Annotated in this window: 16 protein-coding genes; 1 reads left to right on the top strand and 15 read right to left on the bottom strand. The window is 44.2% G+C overall.

Annotated features, from left to right (window positions below; translation table 11 throughout):
- Positions 1–18: 18 nt before the first annotated feature.
- From PGQ38_RS04420 to PGQ38_RS04405, 5 genes are all read right to left on the bottom strand, one after another.
- Complete coding sequence (locus PGQ38_RS04420; RefSeq protein WP_195477558.1) at positions 19–1,218, bottom strand: sporulation protein YqfD; 1,200 nt, start codon at positions 1,216–1,218, stop codon at positions 19–21.
- A 17-nt stretch (positions 1,219–1,235) separates the two neighbouring features.
- A complete protein-coding gene (locus PGQ38_RS20445) occupies positions 1,236–1,310 on the bottom strand; it encodes a DUF6783 domain-containing protein (protein ID WP_368356834.1) in 75 nt (24 codons plus the stop codon).
- A 17-nt stretch (positions 1,311–1,327) separates the two neighbouring features.
- A complete protein-coding gene (locus tag PGQ38_RS04415; RefSeq protein WP_118578390.1) occupies positions 1,328–1,594 on the bottom strand; it encodes a YabP/YqfC family sporulation protein in 267 nt (88 codons plus the stop codon).
- A 74-nt stretch (positions 1,595–1,668) separates the two neighbouring features.
- Positions 1,669–2,217, bottom strand: coding sequence for a DUF2284 domain-containing protein (locus tag PGQ38_RS04410; RefSeq protein ID WP_118578391.1), 549 nt, complete (start codon positions 2,215–2,217; stop codon positions 1,669–1,671).
- Positions 2,218–2,296: 79 nt separating this feature from the next.
- Entirely contained in the window at positions 2,297–3,238 is a 942-nt protein-coding gene (locus tag PGQ38_RS04405; RefSeq protein ID WP_118578392.1) for a tRNA dihydrouridine synthase, read from the bottom strand.
- A 410-nt stretch (positions 3,239–3,648) separates the two neighbouring features.
- On the opposite strand from PGQ38_RS04405, the gene PGQ38_RS04400 reads away from it, so the two are divergent.
- The gene (locus PGQ38_RS04400; RefSeq protein WP_270430884.1) at positions 3,649–4,806 is read left to right on the top strand and encodes a pyridoxal phosphate-dependent aminotransferase; all 1,158 of its coding nucleotides are present in this window, start codon (positions 3,649–3,651) and stop codon (positions 4,804–4,806) included.
- A gap of 241 nt (positions 4,807–5,047) precedes the next feature.
- Here PGQ38_RS04400 and rlmH read toward each other — a convergent pair whose 3' ends face one another.
- The 10 genes from rlmH to PGQ38_RS04350 all read right to left on the bottom strand — a co-directional run bounded on the left by rlmH (position 5,048) and on the right by PGQ38_RS04350 (position 16,196).
- Positions 5,048–5,527 carry a 23S rRNA (pseudouridine(1915)-N(3))-methyltransferase RlmH gene (rlmH, locus tag PGQ38_RS04395; RefSeq protein ID WP_118578394.1) on the bottom strand — a complete coding sequence of 160 codons (480 nt, stop codon included), beginning with the start codon at positions 5,525–5,527 and terminating at the stop codon, positions 5,048–5,050.
- Positions 5,528–5,830, bottom strand: coding sequence for a Dabb family protein (locus PGQ38_RS04390; RefSeq protein WP_118578395.1), 303 nt, complete (start codon positions 5,828–5,830; stop codon positions 5,528–5,530).
- Between the two features lie 151 nt (positions 5,831–5,981).
- Entirely contained in the window at positions 5,982–9,143 is a 3,162-nt protein-coding gene (locus PGQ38_RS04385; RefSeq protein ID WP_270430883.1) for an FtsK/SpoIIIE family DNA translocase, read from the bottom strand.
- Between the two features lie 70 nt (positions 9,144–9,213).
- The gene (locus tag PGQ38_RS04380; protein WP_118578397.1) at positions 9,214–10,089 is read right to left on the bottom strand and encodes an undecaprenyl-diphosphate phosphatase; all 876 of its coding nucleotides are present in this window, start codon (positions 10,087–10,089) and stop codon (positions 9,214–9,216) included.
- 271 nt (positions 10,090–10,360) lie between these two features.
- Positions 10,361–11,758: an NADPH-dependent glutamate synthase gene (gltA, locus tag PGQ38_RS04375; RefSeq protein ID WP_148462574.1), complete on the bottom strand. Its 1,398-nt coding sequence runs from the start codon at positions 11,756–11,758 to the stop codon at positions 10,361–10,363.
- Complete coding sequence (locus tag PGQ38_RS04370; RefSeq protein WP_118578399.1) at positions 11,758–12,645, bottom strand: sulfide/dihydroorotate dehydrogenase-like FAD/NAD-binding protein; 888 nt, start codon at positions 12,643–12,645, stop codon at positions 11,758–11,760. The genes gltA and PGQ38_RS04370 overlap by 1 nt, the downstream gene beginning before the upstream one ends.
- 199 nt (positions 12,646–12,844) lie before the next feature.
- The gene (locus PGQ38_RS04365; protein WP_118578400.1) at positions 12,845–13,579 is read right to left on the bottom strand and encodes a ClpP family protease; all 735 of its coding nucleotides are present in this window, start codon (positions 13,577–13,579) and stop codon (positions 12,845–12,847) included.
- 53 nt (positions 13,580–13,632) lie between these two features.
- Complete coding sequence (locus tag PGQ38_RS04360) at positions 13,633–14,361, bottom strand: YebC/PmpR family DNA-binding transcriptional regulator (RefSeq protein WP_270430882.1); 729 nt, start codon at positions 14,359–14,361, stop codon at positions 13,633–13,635.
- Complete coding sequence (locus PGQ38_RS04355; RefSeq protein WP_173715577.1) at positions 14,331–15,686, bottom strand: hemolysin family protein; 1,356 nt, start codon at positions 15,684–15,686, stop codon at positions 14,331–14,333. The genes PGQ38_RS04360 and PGQ38_RS04355 overlap by 31 nt, the downstream gene beginning before the upstream one ends.
- Before the next feature lie 159 nt (positions 15,687–15,845).
- A complete protein-coding gene (locus PGQ38_RS04350) occupies positions 15,846–16,196 on the bottom strand; it encodes a type II toxin-antitoxin system PemK/MazF family toxin (RefSeq protein ID WP_021926628.1) in 351 nt (116 codons plus the stop codon).
- Between the last annotated feature and the right edge of the window lie 182 nt (positions 16,197–16,378).

Here is a 16,378-nt window from a genome sequence, read left to right as displayed (position 1 = left end):
AAGATTGTTTTTCAACACTTATGATTCCTGACTGAATTCTATATTCTGCTTCTTTCCGCTTTTTTCATCTACTGTCAATGTACCCTGCACAGTACAATTTGTACTGTCAAATGTGACAGACAACCGGGAATCTGCAATCCGGATTCCTTTATTCAGAAGTTTTTGTTCATATATTCTCAGCTGCTGCACTGCTTTCTTCTGAGCCTGTTCTTTCGTGTAAACTGTGCTCTGTATCTTATAAGGTGTTCGGGTGATTTTTCCCAGGGAAAAAGGAAGGACGAAATTCTCGGTAAGTTTCCAGGGGATTTCTTCCGTTGAGGTTATATATCTGGATTTTTTTCCTGTATCTGCGCCAAAAACGAAGTCACCAACACGAAAATACCAGCTGGTTTTTGAAGTGCCGCTTTGAACCTTTTTTTCATAGGAAAGGGGGACCTCCTGATAATAGGCAATCTGATGACGCACATAGATGTCTGCGTCTGCCGGAACGTATTCCACACGTACAACTTCCTGACTGTCGTTCAGGATCGGCACCTCGCCAGATACCAGAATATCACCTTGTTTGCAAATGTCTCCAGTTTTAACAAGTGGAGTTCCATTTCTGATAACCATATTCACAATTTTTCCATCCAGGTCGGAAATCAGATTGCATGGGGAGTTGGTTTGCTGGATATCTTCTGTGAGGTTTTCTTCCTGAATGGTAAGAAGAAGCCGGGTACCCTGAACCCTGGCAGAAACAAAAGTAATATCCGGGTAGTTTTTCCTGAGAAGGTCGGCAATCCGGGTACAGTTAACCTGATTTTTACGGATCCCATGGGTAATTCCCTGCTGGTTCAGAAATTCCAGAAGCTGAGGGGTGGAATTTTTTACATTTCCATCAATGTGGATATTCCAGATGTGGCCAGAGAGCCAGAGCAGCAAGACCACACAAAGAAGTAACCCGGCTGTAAAGCACTTTCGTTTTTGGATTCTGAGCAGTAAAAACGGCAGACCTCTTTTTTTTAGAATATGGATACGGACTCTGGTCTTTCTATGTATGGGAAGGAGTTTTCGGAAATCATTTATGGAAATGCGAGTTGTTATGTTTTTTTCTGACAGATAACGGATTCTTTCCAAAGAGACAGCTCTGGCGTGGCACAAATTCAGGAAGCGTTCCAGCTGGTCACCGGATACTGAAAGTTCTAAAAATCCATGGAGTATTTTTTCGGGGTTATTCATTTTAATCTCGCCTCCATTTATATTGGATTTACGATGTACTGCCGGACGGCAACTGAATTCAGGTGAAATATACCGCAAACCGGAGCTTGCAGACTGCGGGAATGATTTTTCAAACACGCTCTAACATTACCGACAAAATCTGCCCTTTTATTTCCATTTCCCAAGTAGTGTAATGAAATATTTCCAGATTTTTCCCTTGAAGGATCACGCGTCCCTGGCAGGTAACCACGATTAATTTCTCGCTTGTATAGGATAAGATGCTTTTATAATTTTCAATCTGTACCTGCGACGGTCCGGTAATCGTTATAATAGGGGCTTTACAGGACAGGTCACCAGGAAGTTCCATAGCTGTCATAAAACGTTCTGATACAGACATAAAAAAAGCCTCCCGGTCTTTATCTCTAGCTTATGCGGGAGGTTTTCTTTTCATTCTGATTTACAGTTAACAGATCACGCTCTCTGGCGAAAAAGCACCAGAGAAAACCACAGAATGGTATTTCCGCCAAGATTATATTCCATGGAATGATGCTCTACCAGCTCATTTACCACTACACCGTGACTTTCCAGGCAGGGATGCATTTTCTCAGGGAAGCGACAGGGCTTTCCGTCTAAATAGGCACAATGCTCGCAAAGATCGCAGGATTCAGTGGACAGGGTAAATGTCTCAAATCCCTCCCCTTTCAAAAATCCGGCTACCTCTGTAGTCAGCTCCTCGTGAGCATCTCGGGTGGCAAGCATTTCCGCCATGTTCATCACATCAGAAACCTCTGCCACACTGGAAAAAAGAATTCCATTTGGATAACTGTGGATTCGCTTCCCACATTCTTCCAGGCTGCCCACAGCAGGGGGACAGGCCCAGGTGGTGCCATAGCGCTCACACTCCTGTTTGCAGATGATCCGCACCCGCTCCCTTACCTCTATTTCAGCAGTATCCACAAGGCGGTATTCATAAATGGGATACTGAGATATAAATTCTTCAAAACGATCGGTATTTAACATGTTATTCCTCTTTCGAATTATTTATTGCTATTTAGCCCGCCAAGGGGGATCCTTTCAGCGTTCTAAATATCCAAAATACTTAATCTATCAAATCCTGCTCTGCAAACAAACTGGATACCACAGACGAATACTCTGACAGATGCTGGGATTTCTTGATTTTCTTGGCATATTTCTCATAATTTGTAAAATTAACGGCCATATAGCTCCATAATTCTTTCATACGGAACAGCACATTCCGTTCGCCGGAAAGAAGTTCCCGATACTCTTCGAAAAGACAATCATGGAATTCTCTTACTGTCTTTTTATTCGGACGAATGCCTTCCCGGATCTCAGTTACCAGCCCCGGATTCGTGATCAGCCCTCTTCCATACATGAAGCAGCAAGTGTCTGGAAAACGCTCTGTAATCCGCTTATAATCAGCTGCAGAAAACAGATTCCCATTATAGCAAAGTGGCATTTTCAGACGGTTTACAGCCTTCTCATAAGCTCCGAGCCGCGGCACTCCGCGATACATATCTGTCTGAATCCTTGGGTGGATGATCAGTTCATGAATGGGATATTTTTCATAAATGGCCAGCAGATACTCCCAGTCTTCCTCGTAGTGAGTTCCAATTCTGGTCTTTATGGAAATTTTCATATCAAGTTTCGAAAAAATCTGATCCAGGAACTGATCCAGCTTCTGGGGCTCTGCCAGAAATCCGGCACCCTTTCCCTTCGCTGTAACTGTTCCAGAAGGACAACCAAGATTCAGGTTCACTTCCTGGTGTCCGTAATCATCTTTCAAAAGCTGGGCAGTACGGATAAAATCATCTGCATTGCAGGTCAGGATCTGGGGAACCACGTACATTCCCTCATTCCGCTCCGGTGACACCTCGCAAATTTCCTGGAAGCTCAGGTTTTTCTTCGGCTTGGCAGAAATAAACGGAGTAAAATATTTATCCATGGGATGATAAAACCGGTGATAAGTCCGGCGGTATACAAAGTTTGTCACGCCCTCCATAGGGGCCATGTAGTCTTTCATTTATGTCCTCGCATGTCTTTTTATTCAAATCAAGGGGGGGGATTTTCTCAGCTGCTTTATTCAGAGCTTTCACCATGCAAAAAATTCCTTAAATTCTTCGAGAAACTTCTTCATTTTCTTTTCCTCCCTTGGTTTGATATAGCCAATTATACACGTTTCTCTATTTTTAGACAATGCCCGCTTAAGTGTCTGCTGCTATTTTTTTCTAAAATTTATACAAAAAAGAACTTTACCCCTAAATCTGGCAGTGCACGGCAGCCATCCATTTTCGTTTGCTATTAGCAATACAAATGTCTTTCCCGAAAATACATTTTTGTCTTGCACTCTGTTGTAGTACTGTGATAAAATAAACAGGATTTTAGCATAAACCTATTGGTTTGGCATTTTGAGAGAAAGAAGGCTTACTTACGATGAATTTTTCCAAAAGACTGAATTTATTTGGAGATGAAATTTTTGCCGCGCTCAATGAAAGGCGGCTTGAACTTGAGAAACAGGGAAAGAAGATCTACAACATGAGTGTTGGAACGCCGGATTTCCATACACCGGATCATATTAAGAAAGCACTGATGGAAGCTGCTGCTGACGATCAGAACTGGCGTTACAGTCTCCGCGATCTGCCTGAGCTTCTGGATGCGGTCTGTGCATATTACAAGAAGCGCTTCCATGTGGAAATCACACCGGATATGGTAATGTCCGTTTATGGCAGTCAGGAAGGCATGGGACATCTTGGCATGACTTTATGCGACGAGGGAGACGTGGTTCTTCTTCCAGATCCGTGCTATCCGGTTTTCGCAGCAGGAAGCAAATTAGGAGGCGCAGTTCCTTACTACTACCCGCTTGTAGCAGAGCATGATTTCCTGCCATATGTAAAGGATATTCCAGAAGATGTGGCTCGCAAATCCCGTTACATGGTAGTCTCTCTTCCATCCAACCCGGTAGGAAGCATTGCCACACCAGGACTTTATGAAGAAATTGTTGCATTTGCAAAAAAATACGATATTTTAATTATCCATGATAATGCATACAGCGACATTATCTTTGATGGTGAGGAAGGTGGAAGTTTTCTTGCCACTCCTGGTGCGCGGGAGGTTGGTGTTGAGTTTTTCAGCCTTTCCAAATCCTTTAACGTAACCGGCGCCAGAATCAGCTTTCTCATTGGAAATCCAGAAATCATCTCTGCTCTTAAAAAGCTTCGCAGCCAGATCGATTTCGGTATGTTCCTGCCAATCCAGAAAGCTGCTATCGCTGCTCTTGAGGGACCTCTTGACAGCGTAAAAGAACAATGCAGACAATACCAGGCACGCCGTGATGCTCTATGCGACGGACTTGCTTCCATTGGCTGGGAGAAGCCAAACGGCAAAGGAACTATGTTCGTATGGGCAAAGCTTCCGGGAAAACGCACGGACAGCATGGCATTCTGTATGGAATTAATGGAAAAAGCCGGTGTCATCGTTACTCCTGGCGCAAGCTTTGGTCCTCATGGGGAAGGATATGTGCGCTTCGCGCTGGTACTTCCACCAGAGAAAATCAAAGAGGCTGTGGAATCTATCCGTACAAGTGGAATTTAAGTACCACTTCCAAATTTATCTTCAAATATATTGCAAGCTTTAACAAACCGTACACCACACGTTTTGCGCGTTATGGCAGCAATCGCCAGAAACTTACACAAACGTCGGCTTTAGGTTTTGACTGATTGCTCGTGTAAACTAATAAACTCCCGGATGTTAGCTGTCTCGAACATGCTCTAACATCTGGGAGTTCTTGTGTCTGTAATTATCATTTATGGAACTTTACAAAAATGAAATCTCATTATTTATGATAAGGCTCATGATTCATAATCCGATATCCCCTGTAAATTTGTTCCAACAGAATCATCTGCATCAATTGATGCGGAAACGTCATTCTTGAAAAACTGAGCTTATAATCTGCCCGTTTCAAAACAGCATCAGAAAGCCCAAGTGATCCTCCGATCACAAAGGCAATGCTGCTTTTTCCCTGAACGCCTAATCTGGCAATCAGGTCAGAAAGCTCTACAGAATCCAGCATTTTACCCTCTATAGCAAGTGCAATCACATAATCTGTATCGCGAATATGGCTAAGAAGCCGATTGCCCTCCGTCTCTTTGATCTGACGGTTCAGCGCATCGGAAGCTTTATCCGGAGTCTTCTCATCTGGCACCTGGATAAAATTCAACTTACAGTAGCGGCCAAGGCGCTTGGCGTACTCTGCAATTCCGTCATTCAGGTATTTCTCTTTAATTTTTCCAACTGTGATAATACGAATTTCCATTTACACCTCAAAGTCCATTGCTACACGGTCGCATACATTTGGTCTTACGTAAGTGTCCGCAACATGAACATGATTCGGATTTACTGCATAGGCAGCCAGTGCCTCAGCGCTCTCCAGCTCAGTGATCAGGCACAAATCACGTGTGCTGGATGGAAGAAGGTCTGTAACAACCTCTGCCTTAATGAGCCCTGGCACAACACCAACCAGACCTTCAAGATGTTCTTTGATCTGTGCTTTTAATTCAGGCTTCTTCTCCTCAGGAATCTCTTCTTTAAATGACCACATTACCATATGTTTTACCATTTTTATTGTCTCCTTTACATGTATTATATTTTCTTAACTATTACTCCAATTCATACTTCTGATAATCCGTCCTCATAGTTTATTTTAAACGTATTTAGACAGGCTCTGTGCTATTATTTATATACAAATTTTCATAACATGAATTAATTTCCTATAAATGTTCTTCCACATATGTCTGGAATTCCTCCATAGACATAAGTACCTTACGTGGCTTGGTGCCCTCTTCCGGTCCTACAACCCCTGCATCGCACAGCTGGTCCATAATACGGGCTGCGCGGTTAAATCCAATCTTATACATTCTCTGCAGCATACCGATGGAAGCCTTTTCCTTCTCAATAATGAACTTACCCGCCTGCTCGAAATAGACATCCCGCTCATTGCCGCCGGAGCTTCCGCCAGCTGTAAGAACCGCATTGTTCATCTGCTGTTCAATCTTATTGTCGTAATCTGTCCGTGGATTTTTATCTGCAAGGAAATCCACAATATTGCTGACTTCGTCATCTGAAACAAAGGCTCCCTGCAGTCTGGCAGGCTTCTGGTAGCCCTGCGGATAAAACAGCATATCTCCTTTACCAAGAAGCTTCTCTGCGCCGTTCATATCCAGAATGGTTCTGGAGTCCACACCGGAAGTGACAGCAAAGGCAATACGTGACGGCATGTTCGCCTTAATAAGACCGGTAATAACATTGACAGACGGTCTCTGGGTAGCAATAACCAGATGGATGCCTGCAGCACGGGCCAGCTGGGCCAGACGACAAATAGCGTCCTCCACATCCCCTGGTGCAACCATCATAAGGTCTGCAAGCTCATCTACGATAATGACGATCTGACACATTTTCTCAGGGCGCTGCTCTCCCTCCGGGAACTTCATCTTCTCAATCTTGCGGTTAAACTCTTCCAGATTTCGTACCCCATACTCTGCAAAAGTATTGTAACGGTTACTCATCTCATTTACTGCCCAGTTCAGAGCCCCCGCAGCTTTCTTCGGATCTGTGACAACCGGAATGAACAGATGCGGGATACCATTATAAACACTAAGCTCTACCACTTTCGGGTCAATCATGATCAGCTTAACCTCGTCTGGCTTGGCTTTATATAAAATACTGATAATAAGTGTATTGATACAAACAGATTTACCAGATCCGGTGGAACCTGCGATCAGAAGGTGGGGCATCTTGGCAATATCTGCCACGATCGTCTTACCCTCAATATCTTTACCAGCAGCAAAAGCCAGCTTGGATTTGGCATTCATAAACTCCGGGCTCTGGATCAGATCACGGAGCATAACCGCACTGTGTTCTTTATTTGGCACCTCGATACCTACAGCTGCTTTACCCGGGATCGGAGCTTCGATACGGATATCCGGCGCGGCAAGATTCAGCTTGATATCATCAGAGAGACCTACGATCTTGCTTACCTTTACACCCATTTCCGGCTGCAGCTCATACCTGGTAACTGTAGGTCCGCAGCTTACGTTTGTAACCTTGGCATTTACTCCGAAATTATACAGGATTTCCTGTAATTTCTGAGCTGTCTTTCGAAGATGGGAATCAGAATCTCCCTGGGATTTCCCATTTCCACGTTTCAGAAGATTCACAGGCGGATACTGATATTCCTTTTTCACCGCCGCTTCCTGGGTTTTGATCTCATGCTGGATATTTACAATTCCGTTGGCAATCTCCTGCCTGGAAGACTTAGGATTCTTCGCCGACTGACGGGAAGTAGTTTCATCCGAAACTCCATTCCCCGCTGCCATTTCGTCAGAAGCTTCAGAAGAGTGGAAGCCAGAAGTTGCCGGAGATCCATGGGCAGCGCCACCTGCTGCGCCAGAAGTATCTCTCGTCAAAGCAACTGCATTCTGCATGGTAGCCATAGCTTCATTAAAATCCACTCCATCATAACTGTTTTCTTCTTCCTCTGCCTCAGCTGGTTGGTCACTGCTAACTGGATTTTTCATATAGACAGTACCGTCCTCTTCCGTGGTATCCTTTTCCATAGAATATGACGGTACAGGATCATCTTGTCCAGAGGAGGCGCTCGTATTCAGATCTGGCTCGTCTGACTGCTCTGGCTCAGAACGGTGAATTGCAAACTGCAGCTGTGTTTCCTCCTGTGATTCTCTGTCATCAATTGACAGATTATCATCCTGGACCCGATACTCACTGATATCCACATACTTTCCTGTATTAATCGGAAGATTCTGAGCAGAAGCACTCTCGGAAAATTCTCCATTCACTGTAGTCATATTCTCCAGTGATCCTGCATCTCCCGGATTCATGGCATTCTCTGGATTTAAAGGAAATTCCTGATCCACAGATTCCCCGCTTTCCTCGGAATTTCTATCTTCAAATAAATCTGTCCCTGCAAGAAAGCTTGTAGAATCCAGGTTTTCTCCTCTTCTGCCCCGGGTCTGGTTATTTCCACGCATTCTCATCCGGGAATTTGCCCTGGAATCATTTCCAGCTGTCCTGGAAGCCTTTTTCCCTTTCTGTTTGGCTGCCTTTTTCTCAAAACGGGATGGTTCTTCCACCATATCTGAAGCAATCCCTTCTTCGGCAAGTGCAGCTTCCAGCTCCTGCATCCTTTTCTCACGGCGCTCCTGGGCTGCCAGCTGGCGCTGCTGGACTTTCAGCTGCTTCTTCAGCTGACGCTCCGGTGCTCCCTCCTGATAGAGCGCCTGCTGCCCCTTCACAGCTTCCAGGATCTTATCATAAACCTTATACAAAAATCCCAGGAAAGAATGCTGCGTGATCAGGATCAAACATACCAGGATCACAAGTACAATGATCACATAAGCACCGATGGTTCCAAATGCGGAGATTGTAGAAATACAGATTGCGCCTCCAATGGCTCCGCCACCAGTACGATACTCAGAACTAATCCTGTAATATTCTGCAAGAGTTGTACTCTCTGTATAGCCTTCTGTAAAAAGCTGTGCCAGTCCACAGCAGATCAGAAACAGAACTGCGGCGGCGGCTGTTTTTTTATAAGCAAGCACATTTCCCTTATTGGAGATCAGAAATGCTGCCATAATAAAAAGTACAACGGGAAAAATATAAGCCATCAGTCCCATTACTCCCATGAGTACCTTGCTGATGCTTCCTCCGACATTTCCACCAAGTCCGACACAACTTACCATAAGAATGATCGCTGCCGCCATCAGCACCAGAAGTATGATTTCCGTCTGAAAGCCGCTGGATATTGATTGCTTTCCTGCTGTATTCTTTTTAGACTGAGTACGTGCGGAAGATTTTTTCTTCGCGGATGTACCACGTTTGGTTGTTGATTTCTTCGGCGTATTAGACGCTGCCATTAAAAAGTTCCCCCTTCATCAGGCAAATTTGTAACCGATCCGTGTTTCTGTAAGCTTTCCTGCCGGACAGTTATGCAAAATTGCTAATAAGCGCTATGGCTCCTGCCACAAAACAGTAAAATGCGAAATAGCGCAGTTTCGCATGCTGCAAAATGCGGAGCAGATTGCGTATCATAAAATATCCAACTACTCCCGCCACGATCATACCAAAGACATAGGTAAATCCAAGAGACACACTCATCTTTGGCGTGGTAAACTGTCCAAGCTCCAGAAAAAGAGAGCCCAGAACTGCCGGAATGCTGATAAGATAAGAATATTTCACTGCAAATTTCCTGCTGAAACCGCATAATAAGCCTGCACAAATCGTCATTCCACATCTGGATATACCTGGAAATACGGAAATCCCCTGACAAATTCCAATCCACATGGCATTGTCATAAGTCACATCTTTCGGTGTCTTGATTCCACCGATATTACTGAGGTCTGTCACAAGAAGAAACACTCCTGTCACAAGGATACATGCTCCTGGAAGAAGCGGGGAAATCGCCGCTCTTGTCACCAGTCTTCTGCAAATGTATCCAAGCAATGCTGTGGGAATAAATGATACAGCCATAATCGCTGTAAATTTACGGTATGTTCCGTGCACCACTCTGGCATAGTGGAGATTCTCACCGGTTTTCCTGTTGTGAAAATAGATATTTACATTCCCGATTATATCCATGATCATGCCCAGAAGCTCCTCTCCGATCCGGCGAAGATCCTCATGGAATGCAAAAAAAACTGCCACCATCGTGCCTATGTGAAGAAGCACTTCAAAAAGGACTGCAGTGTTTCGTGTAATTCCCATTGCATTTTCTATGGCTGCCAGATGTCCGAAACTGCTCACAGGAAGAAACTCCGTGATTCCCTGAACAATTCCTAATAAAATCGCCTGTAAAACTGACATATTCAATATTTCCTTTTCTTTGGGATAAGACGGGCCGCGAAAACCCGTCAAGCGTACCTATTATACCACAAAGCAGGCAAAGATACAACTTTAATCGAACGACTGTTTTGTCTGCAGATTGCAGGAATGATTTTTCAAACACGCTATAATATATAGAAAAAACCCTGCCTGAGATTTCAAACCGAAATCCCAGACAGGGAACTCATACCTTCTTACTTCTCAGAAAAAAGGTGCATATATTTGTTACTGTCCATTTTGAGGCCAGCAGCTTTTATTTTGCATATTTGCTCTTAATATACTCATCGATGCCGCGTGCACCTGCTTTACCTGCTCCCATAGCAAGGATAACAGTGGCAGCACCTGTAACAGCATCTCCACCAGCATATACGCCTTCTTTTGAAGTCTTACCAAACTCTTCGTCAGCAATGATACATTTTCTCTTGTTTACATCAAGACCGATGGTTGTAGAAGAAATCAGCGGGTTCGGGCTTGTACCAAGGGACATGATAACAGTATCAACGTCGATGGTAAACTCAGAACCAGGAATCTCAACAGGGCGTCTTCTTCCGGAAGCGTCCGGCTCGCCAAGCTCCATACGGATACATTTAATACCGGTTACCCAGTCTTTGTCATCTGTAAGGATCTCAACAGGATTGCAGAGAAGATCAAACTGTACGCCCTCTTCTTTTGCGTGATGAACTTCCTCTTTACGTGCAGGAAGCTCTGCTTCTGAACGACGATAAATAATATGTACCTCTGCGCCAAGACGAAGTGCAGTTCTTGCAGCGTCCATAGCAACGTTACCACCACCAACAACAGCAACCTTCTTGCCATGTGCGATTGGAGTATCATAATCCTCACGGAATGCTTTCATAAGGTTGTTACGTGTCAGGTACTCGTTAGCGGAGAATACACCGTTAGCCTGCTCACCCGGGATTCCCATGAACATAGGAAGTCCGGCACCGGATCCGATAAATACAGCCTCAAAGCCCTCATCTTTAAGAAGCTCGTCGATTGTTACGGATTTACCAATGATAACGTTGGTCTCAATCTTAACACCCAGAGATTTTACGTTCTCAACCTCTGCTGCAACTACTTTGTCTTTTGGAAGACGGAATTCCGGAATACCATAAACAAGAACTCCACCAGCTTTGTGAAGTGCCTCGAAGATTGTTACATCGTAACCCATCTTTGCAAGATCTCCGGCGCAGGTAAGTCCGGAAGGACCGGAACCGATCACTGCAACTTTATGTCCGTTCTTCTGTGCAGCCGGAACTGGTTTGATACCATTCTCCTTCGCCCAGTCAGCAACGAAACGCTCCAGTTTACCAATGGAAACAGCTTCCCCTTTCAGACCGCGGATACATTTACCCTCGCACTGTGTCTCCTGAGGACATACACGTCCGCAAACAGCCGGAAGAGCACTGGACTCACCGATGATCTGGTAAGCTTTTTCAAAGTTTCCTTCTTTTACTTCATGAACGAAGCCTGGGATATTGATAGATACCGGGCATCCTTCCATACATTTTGCTTTCTTACAGCCAAGGCATCTGTTTGCTTCTTCCATTGCCTCTTCTTTATTGTAACCAAGGCAAACCTCTTCAAAGTTAGTAGCACGAACCTTAGGAGCCTGCTCTCTGACTGGTACTTTCTTTAATACATCTGCCATTATTTGTCACCTCCACAATGTCCGCATCCGCCGTGATGGGTATCGCCTTCCTGAAGCTTCAGAAGAGCACGTCCCTCTTCGGTCTTATACATCTGTTGTCTCTTCATGGCAAGGTCGAAATCAACTTTATGTCCATCAAATTCCGGTCCGTCTACGCAGGCAAATTTCACTTCGCCGCCAACCATTAAACGACAGGCTCCGCACATACCGGTTCCGTCTACCATGATCGGGTTCATGCTGACAACTGTAGGAATGTTCAGTTCTTTTGTTAACAGGCAGACAAATTTCATCATGATCATCGGTCCGATTGCAACGCAGAGATCATACTCTTTGCCCTGATTCTGCACAAGGTCACGAAGTACATCTGTACCCATACCTTTACGTACATAAGAACCATCATCTGTAGTAACATACAGATTACATACTTCTTTCATCTTGTCCTCAAGAATAAGGAGATCCTTTGTCTTGGCACCAACAATCGCATCAGCGGTAATGCCATGCTCGTGAAGCCATTTCACCTGAGGATATACAGGAGCTGTACCAACACCACCTGCTACGAAAACGATTTTTTTCTTCTTAAGCTCTTCGAGATCTTCATGGCAAAGCTCAGATGGCTGTCCCAGAGGTCCAACAAAATCTTCGAAGTAATCGCCTGCTTTCAGCTGAGCCATTCTGGTTGTTGAAGCACCAGCCGGCTGGAAAACGATTGTTACAGTACCTTTCTCTGCATCATAGTCGCAGATTGTAAGCGGAATTCTCTCTCCTACTTCGTCCATTTTCACGATGACGAACTGGCCAGGCAGACAATGCTTAGCCACACGAGGAGCTTCCACATCCATAAGAAAAACATTTGCAGAAAGTTTCTCTGCGTTGAGTATCTTATACATAGTTCCCTCCTGAAGTACTATATTTGTTGCTGCTCACTCCGCGGGCAGTAACCTATATTTAACCGTCACTTCATGTATATGTCCGCTGTATGGACACTTGTGTCGGTCATATCCTATAACACTATAGCACAAAAAGACAGGTTAGTAAAATAAAATTCTCCTGTTTTTCTTATATTTTTTCCAAAAAATGTATAATTTTTCATTTTTCAGGGGATTTGCTTTTCTCTTTCCCAATTAAATCATATAATTTCCCAAGAGCTTCTTTCATTCCTCCAACTTCATCGATTAGACCTTCTTTCACTGCCTCCGGACCTTCTAACATAGTTCCCACATCTTTTACCAGCTGCGTAGTGTCCAGCATTAGTTCTTCCAGTCTTTCCTGGGACATGTGAGTGTGACTGGAAATGAAGGTGGTGATCCGGTCCTGGATTTTCTCCATGTTGCGGTAGGACTGGGCGACGCCAATAAACATGCCATTTGTGCGAACAGGGTGGATCACCATGGTGGCACTGGGAACTACAAAAGAATAATCTGCAGATACAGCCATGGGAACACCAATGGAGTGACCGCCTCCAAGTACCAGGGACACTGTGGGCACGCTTAAAGAGGCGATCATCTCTGCAATGGCAAGACCAGCTTCCACGTCACCGCCCACAGTATTAAGCAAAACCAGAAGCCCGTCCACAGACTTGTCATCCTCGATCATGGCAAGCTTTGGCAAAACATGCTCATATTTGGTAGTTTTGCTGTGAGACGGCGCCGATTCGTGCCCCTCTACCTCACCGATGATCGTCAGAAGTTCCACTTTGTATTTATTGGAATTCTCATTTAAAATAACCTGTCCCATATCACGGATCTGCTTATTTTGCTGTTCTTCTTTTTCTACAGATTCTTTTTTTTCACTTTCTGCTTCATTATCCTCTCTTTGCTGCATAAAAAATACCTCCACACAATCGTATGGAGGTAGTATCTGCAAATCTGATTAAATTATTCGTCCCAGTTATGCCATACATCTGTTACATCGTCGTCATCATCCAGAAGATCAAGGATTCTCTGGATATCCTTAAGGGATTTCTCATCTGTCAGTTCAACAGTTGTCTGCGGGATCATGGCAACCTGTGCCTCAAGAAGCGGAATACCTGCGGCCTCAAGAGCCTCGCGTACTGCACCTAAATCATCCGGAGCAGTGAGAACTTCATAGCTGTCCTCTTCTTCGTTGAAATCCTCAGCACCTGCATCAAGAGCGGTCATCATCAGTTCGTCAGCGTCCATCTCGCACTCTTCCTTGTCGATGATGATCTGACCCTTCTGATCGAACATATAGGATACACAGCCCTGGGTTCCAATGCTTCCGTTACCCTTTGTAAAAGCGTTTCTTACATTGCTGGCTGTACGGTTCTTGTTATCAGTCAGAGTCTCAACGATGATGGCAACACCATTCGGACCATATCCTTCGTATACAGCTTTCTCATAACTGTCTGCGGAATCAGCACCGGCTGCTTTCTTAATACCACGCTCAATGGTATCGTTTGGCATGTTGTTTGCCTTTGCCTTTGCAATAACGTCACGAAGCTTACCATTGTTGTTCGGATCCGGACCACCTGCTTTAACAGCCATTACGATCTCACGACCGATGATGGTAAAGATTTTTCCTTTTTTAGCATCGTTTTTTTCTTTCTTGTGCTTTATGTTTGCGAATTTTGAATGTCCTGACATTTCTTATCCTCTCCTTTTGGTTCTTTTTTTATCTTTTCGGCCCGCACCTTTCCGATGGTTTTGTTGCCAAGGGAAAGAATTCTGAAACGGTAGCCGTTTACAACAATTTCTTTATCCAGATCATCTTCTGTGGGAATATGTCCAAGAAGATTCGTCAGATAACCATTTAAGGTCTCAAATTCCACTTTACCGAAATCAATTCCAAGCTCTTCCGCTACATCTTCCAGATACGCCAGTGCGTCAATGATCACACTGTTATCCTTCTGCGTCCGGAACGTACTGTCGTCTTCATCGTATTCATCCAGAATATCTCCTACGATTTCCTCCAGAATATCTTCCATTGAGACAATTCCTGAAGTCTGTCCATACTCGTCCACTACCACTGCCATATGAATTTTCTTCATCTGCATGGATTTGAAAAGATCACTGATTCCCCTTGTCTCCGGAATAAAAGAAGCTTCTCTGATCAATCCCGGCAGATCCTTAAGGGGTTTGAACTTCGCCCAGGAATTCCTGGTGAGAAATTTCAAAGCATCTTTATAATGAATAATTCCTACTATATTATCTATCGTCTCTCTAAATACAGGATAACGGGAATTTCCTTCCTCAAGCATGGTATCCACAATGGTCTGAAGATTGTCCTCCTCATCAAATGCGATCACATTCTTGCGATGCGTCATAATGTCCTTGGCTTCAGTGTCCGTAAACTCCATGATATTCTGGATCATCTCTGCTTCGTTTTCCTCAATGACACCTTGCTCATGGGCTTCATCTACAATGGAAATGATCTCTTCCTCCGTCACCGGATCCTCTGACTGATTAAAAGCAACACCAAATGGCCTTGCTGCCAGCTTGGCAATAAAGGTTACGCACATAGTAAAAGGATACAGGATCCTGGTAAAAAATCCTACAATCTTCATATACCGATATGCATATTTTTCCGGGTGATAGGTTCCGATTCTCCTGAATGTAAGAATACCAAGAGACGCAAGCAGAATGATCACCAGTGCAAGCACCAGGATCAATGCAGCCAAATGCTTTATGTAGGGATGAAAGGTCTCGGTAGCCCATGGAACGATAAATGCTCCGAAACAGACTCCGGAAGCCATAACAATCAGCGGAATCGCATTGACAAATGAAACAGGATTGTTGATCAGGGAAAGAAGAAAGACTGCTTTCTTATCTCCTTCCTGCGCCCGTTTCTCCACTTCGTTTTCGCTCAGATTGTGCACTGCAGCTGAAAATCCATAAAAAATACCATTCAGCCACAAAAGCAATAATAAAATGACAAAGCCCGCCAGGGGCATACTACTGCCAGATTCCATATATTAAACCTTTGTTCCTCCTAGACAGCGTTACTGCTTATTATCTTCACAGTAACGAAAACATACTGCTGCTTCCTTATTCCACAGCAGCACGAATGTGCAATTGCGGCAGTCAATGCCGCTGAGACTTTACAACTATATCACTAAAGTTTCTTTTCGTCAAGAGAATGTAAGCTCCAGGCTGATTTCAAGAGCATGGTTCACCTTGTCAAGCATAGGACCGTCCAGGTGACATACTTTATCTTTTAATCTTCTCTTGTCAATGGTGCGAAGCTGTTCTAACAAAATTACAGAATCTTTTTCAATTCCATAGGCCGATGCATCAATCTCAATATGGGTGGGCAGCTTCGCCTTGTTCATTTTGGATGTAATCGCTGCGCAGATCACGGTAGGACTATGTCTGTTGCCTACATCATTCTGAATAATAAGTACCGGTCGGATACCTCCCTGCTCGCTTCCCACCACGGGCCGAAGATCCGCATAAAAAATATCCCCTCTTTTAATTACCACACAATTCACACTCCGTTTTACTTTTACTTTTCTGAAAATAAGTATTTCCAACTTTTTTCATGTGTATACATGTGTGGTATTTTTCCCGTAATTCGTTACGGGTTCTTATAAAAGCCGGTAACGGAACCCTTTCCGTCTATATTGTTCTTACCTGACGCATACCTGCAAAAGGCTTTCCAAAG

Source organism: Blautia faecis (genome assembly GCF_027662325.1).
Lineage (GTDB): Bacteria > Bacillota > Clostridia > Lachnospirales > Lachnospiraceae > Blautia_A > Blautia_A faecis.
Note: the sequence above shows the minus strand (reverse complement) of the source record. Positions and strands in the feature narration are given on the sequence as shown.

What these genes read in the sequence shown, in the direction of transcription:
- PGQ38_RS04400 (WP_270430884.1), top strand. Translation starts at nt 3,649, where the DNA reads ATGAATTTTTCCAAAAGACTGAATTTATTTGGAGATGAAATTTTTGCC.
- PGQ38_RS04370 (WP_118578399.1), bottom strand. Translation starts at nt 12,645, where the DNA reads ATGTATAAGATACTCAACGCAGAGAAACTTTCTGCAAATGTTTTTCTT.
- PGQ38_RS04385 (WP_270430883.1), bottom strand. Translation starts at nt 9,143, where the DNA reads ATGGCAGCGTCTAATACGCCGAAGAAATCAACAACCAAACGTGGTACA.
- PGQ38_RS04415 (WP_118578390.1), bottom strand. Translation starts at nt 1,594, where the DNA reads ATGTCTGTATCAGAACGTTTTATGACAGCTATGGAACTTCCTGGTGAC.
- PGQ38_RS04390 (WP_118578395.1), bottom strand. Translation starts at nt 5,830, where the DNA reads ATGGTAAAACATATGGTAATGTGGTCATTTAAAGAAGAGATTCCTGAG.
- PGQ38_RS04355 (WP_173715577.1), bottom strand. Translation starts at nt 15,686, where the DNA reads ATGGAATCTGGCAGTAGTATGCCCCTGGCGGGCTTTGTCATTTTATTA.
- gltA (WP_148462574.1), bottom strand. Translation starts at nt 11,758, where the DNA reads ATGGCAGATGTATTAAAGAAAGTACCAGTCAGAGAGCAGGCTCCTAAG.
- PGQ38_RS04380 (WP_118578397.1), bottom strand. Translation starts at nt 10,089, where the DNA reads ATGTCAGTTTTACAGGCGATTTTATTAGGAATTGTTCAGGGAATCACG.
- PGQ38_RS04365 (WP_118578400.1), bottom strand. Translation starts at nt 13,579, where the DNA reads ATGCAGCAAAGAGAGGATAATGAAGCAGAAAGTGAAAAAAAAGAATCT.
- PGQ38_RS04420 (WP_195477558.1), bottom strand. Translation starts at nt 1,218, where the DNA reads ATGAATAACCCCGAAAAAATACTCCATGGATTTTTAGAACTTTCAGTA.
- PGQ38_RS04360 (WP_270430882.1), bottom strand. Translation starts at nt 14,361, where the DNA reads ATGTCAGGACATTCAAAATTCGCAAACATAAAGCACAAGAAAGAAAAA.
- rlmH (WP_118578394.1), bottom strand. Translation starts at nt 5,527, where the DNA reads ATGGAAATTCGTATTATCACAGTTGGAAAAATTAAAGAGAAATACCTG.
- PGQ38_RS04405 (WP_118578392.1), bottom strand. Translation starts at nt 3,238, where the DNA reads ATGAAAGACTACATGGCCCCTATGGAGGGCGTGACAAACTTTGTATAC.
- PGQ38_RS04410 (WP_118578391.1), bottom strand. Translation starts at nt 2,217, where the DNA reads ATGTTAAATACCGATCGTTTTGAAGAATTTATATCTCAGTATCCCATT.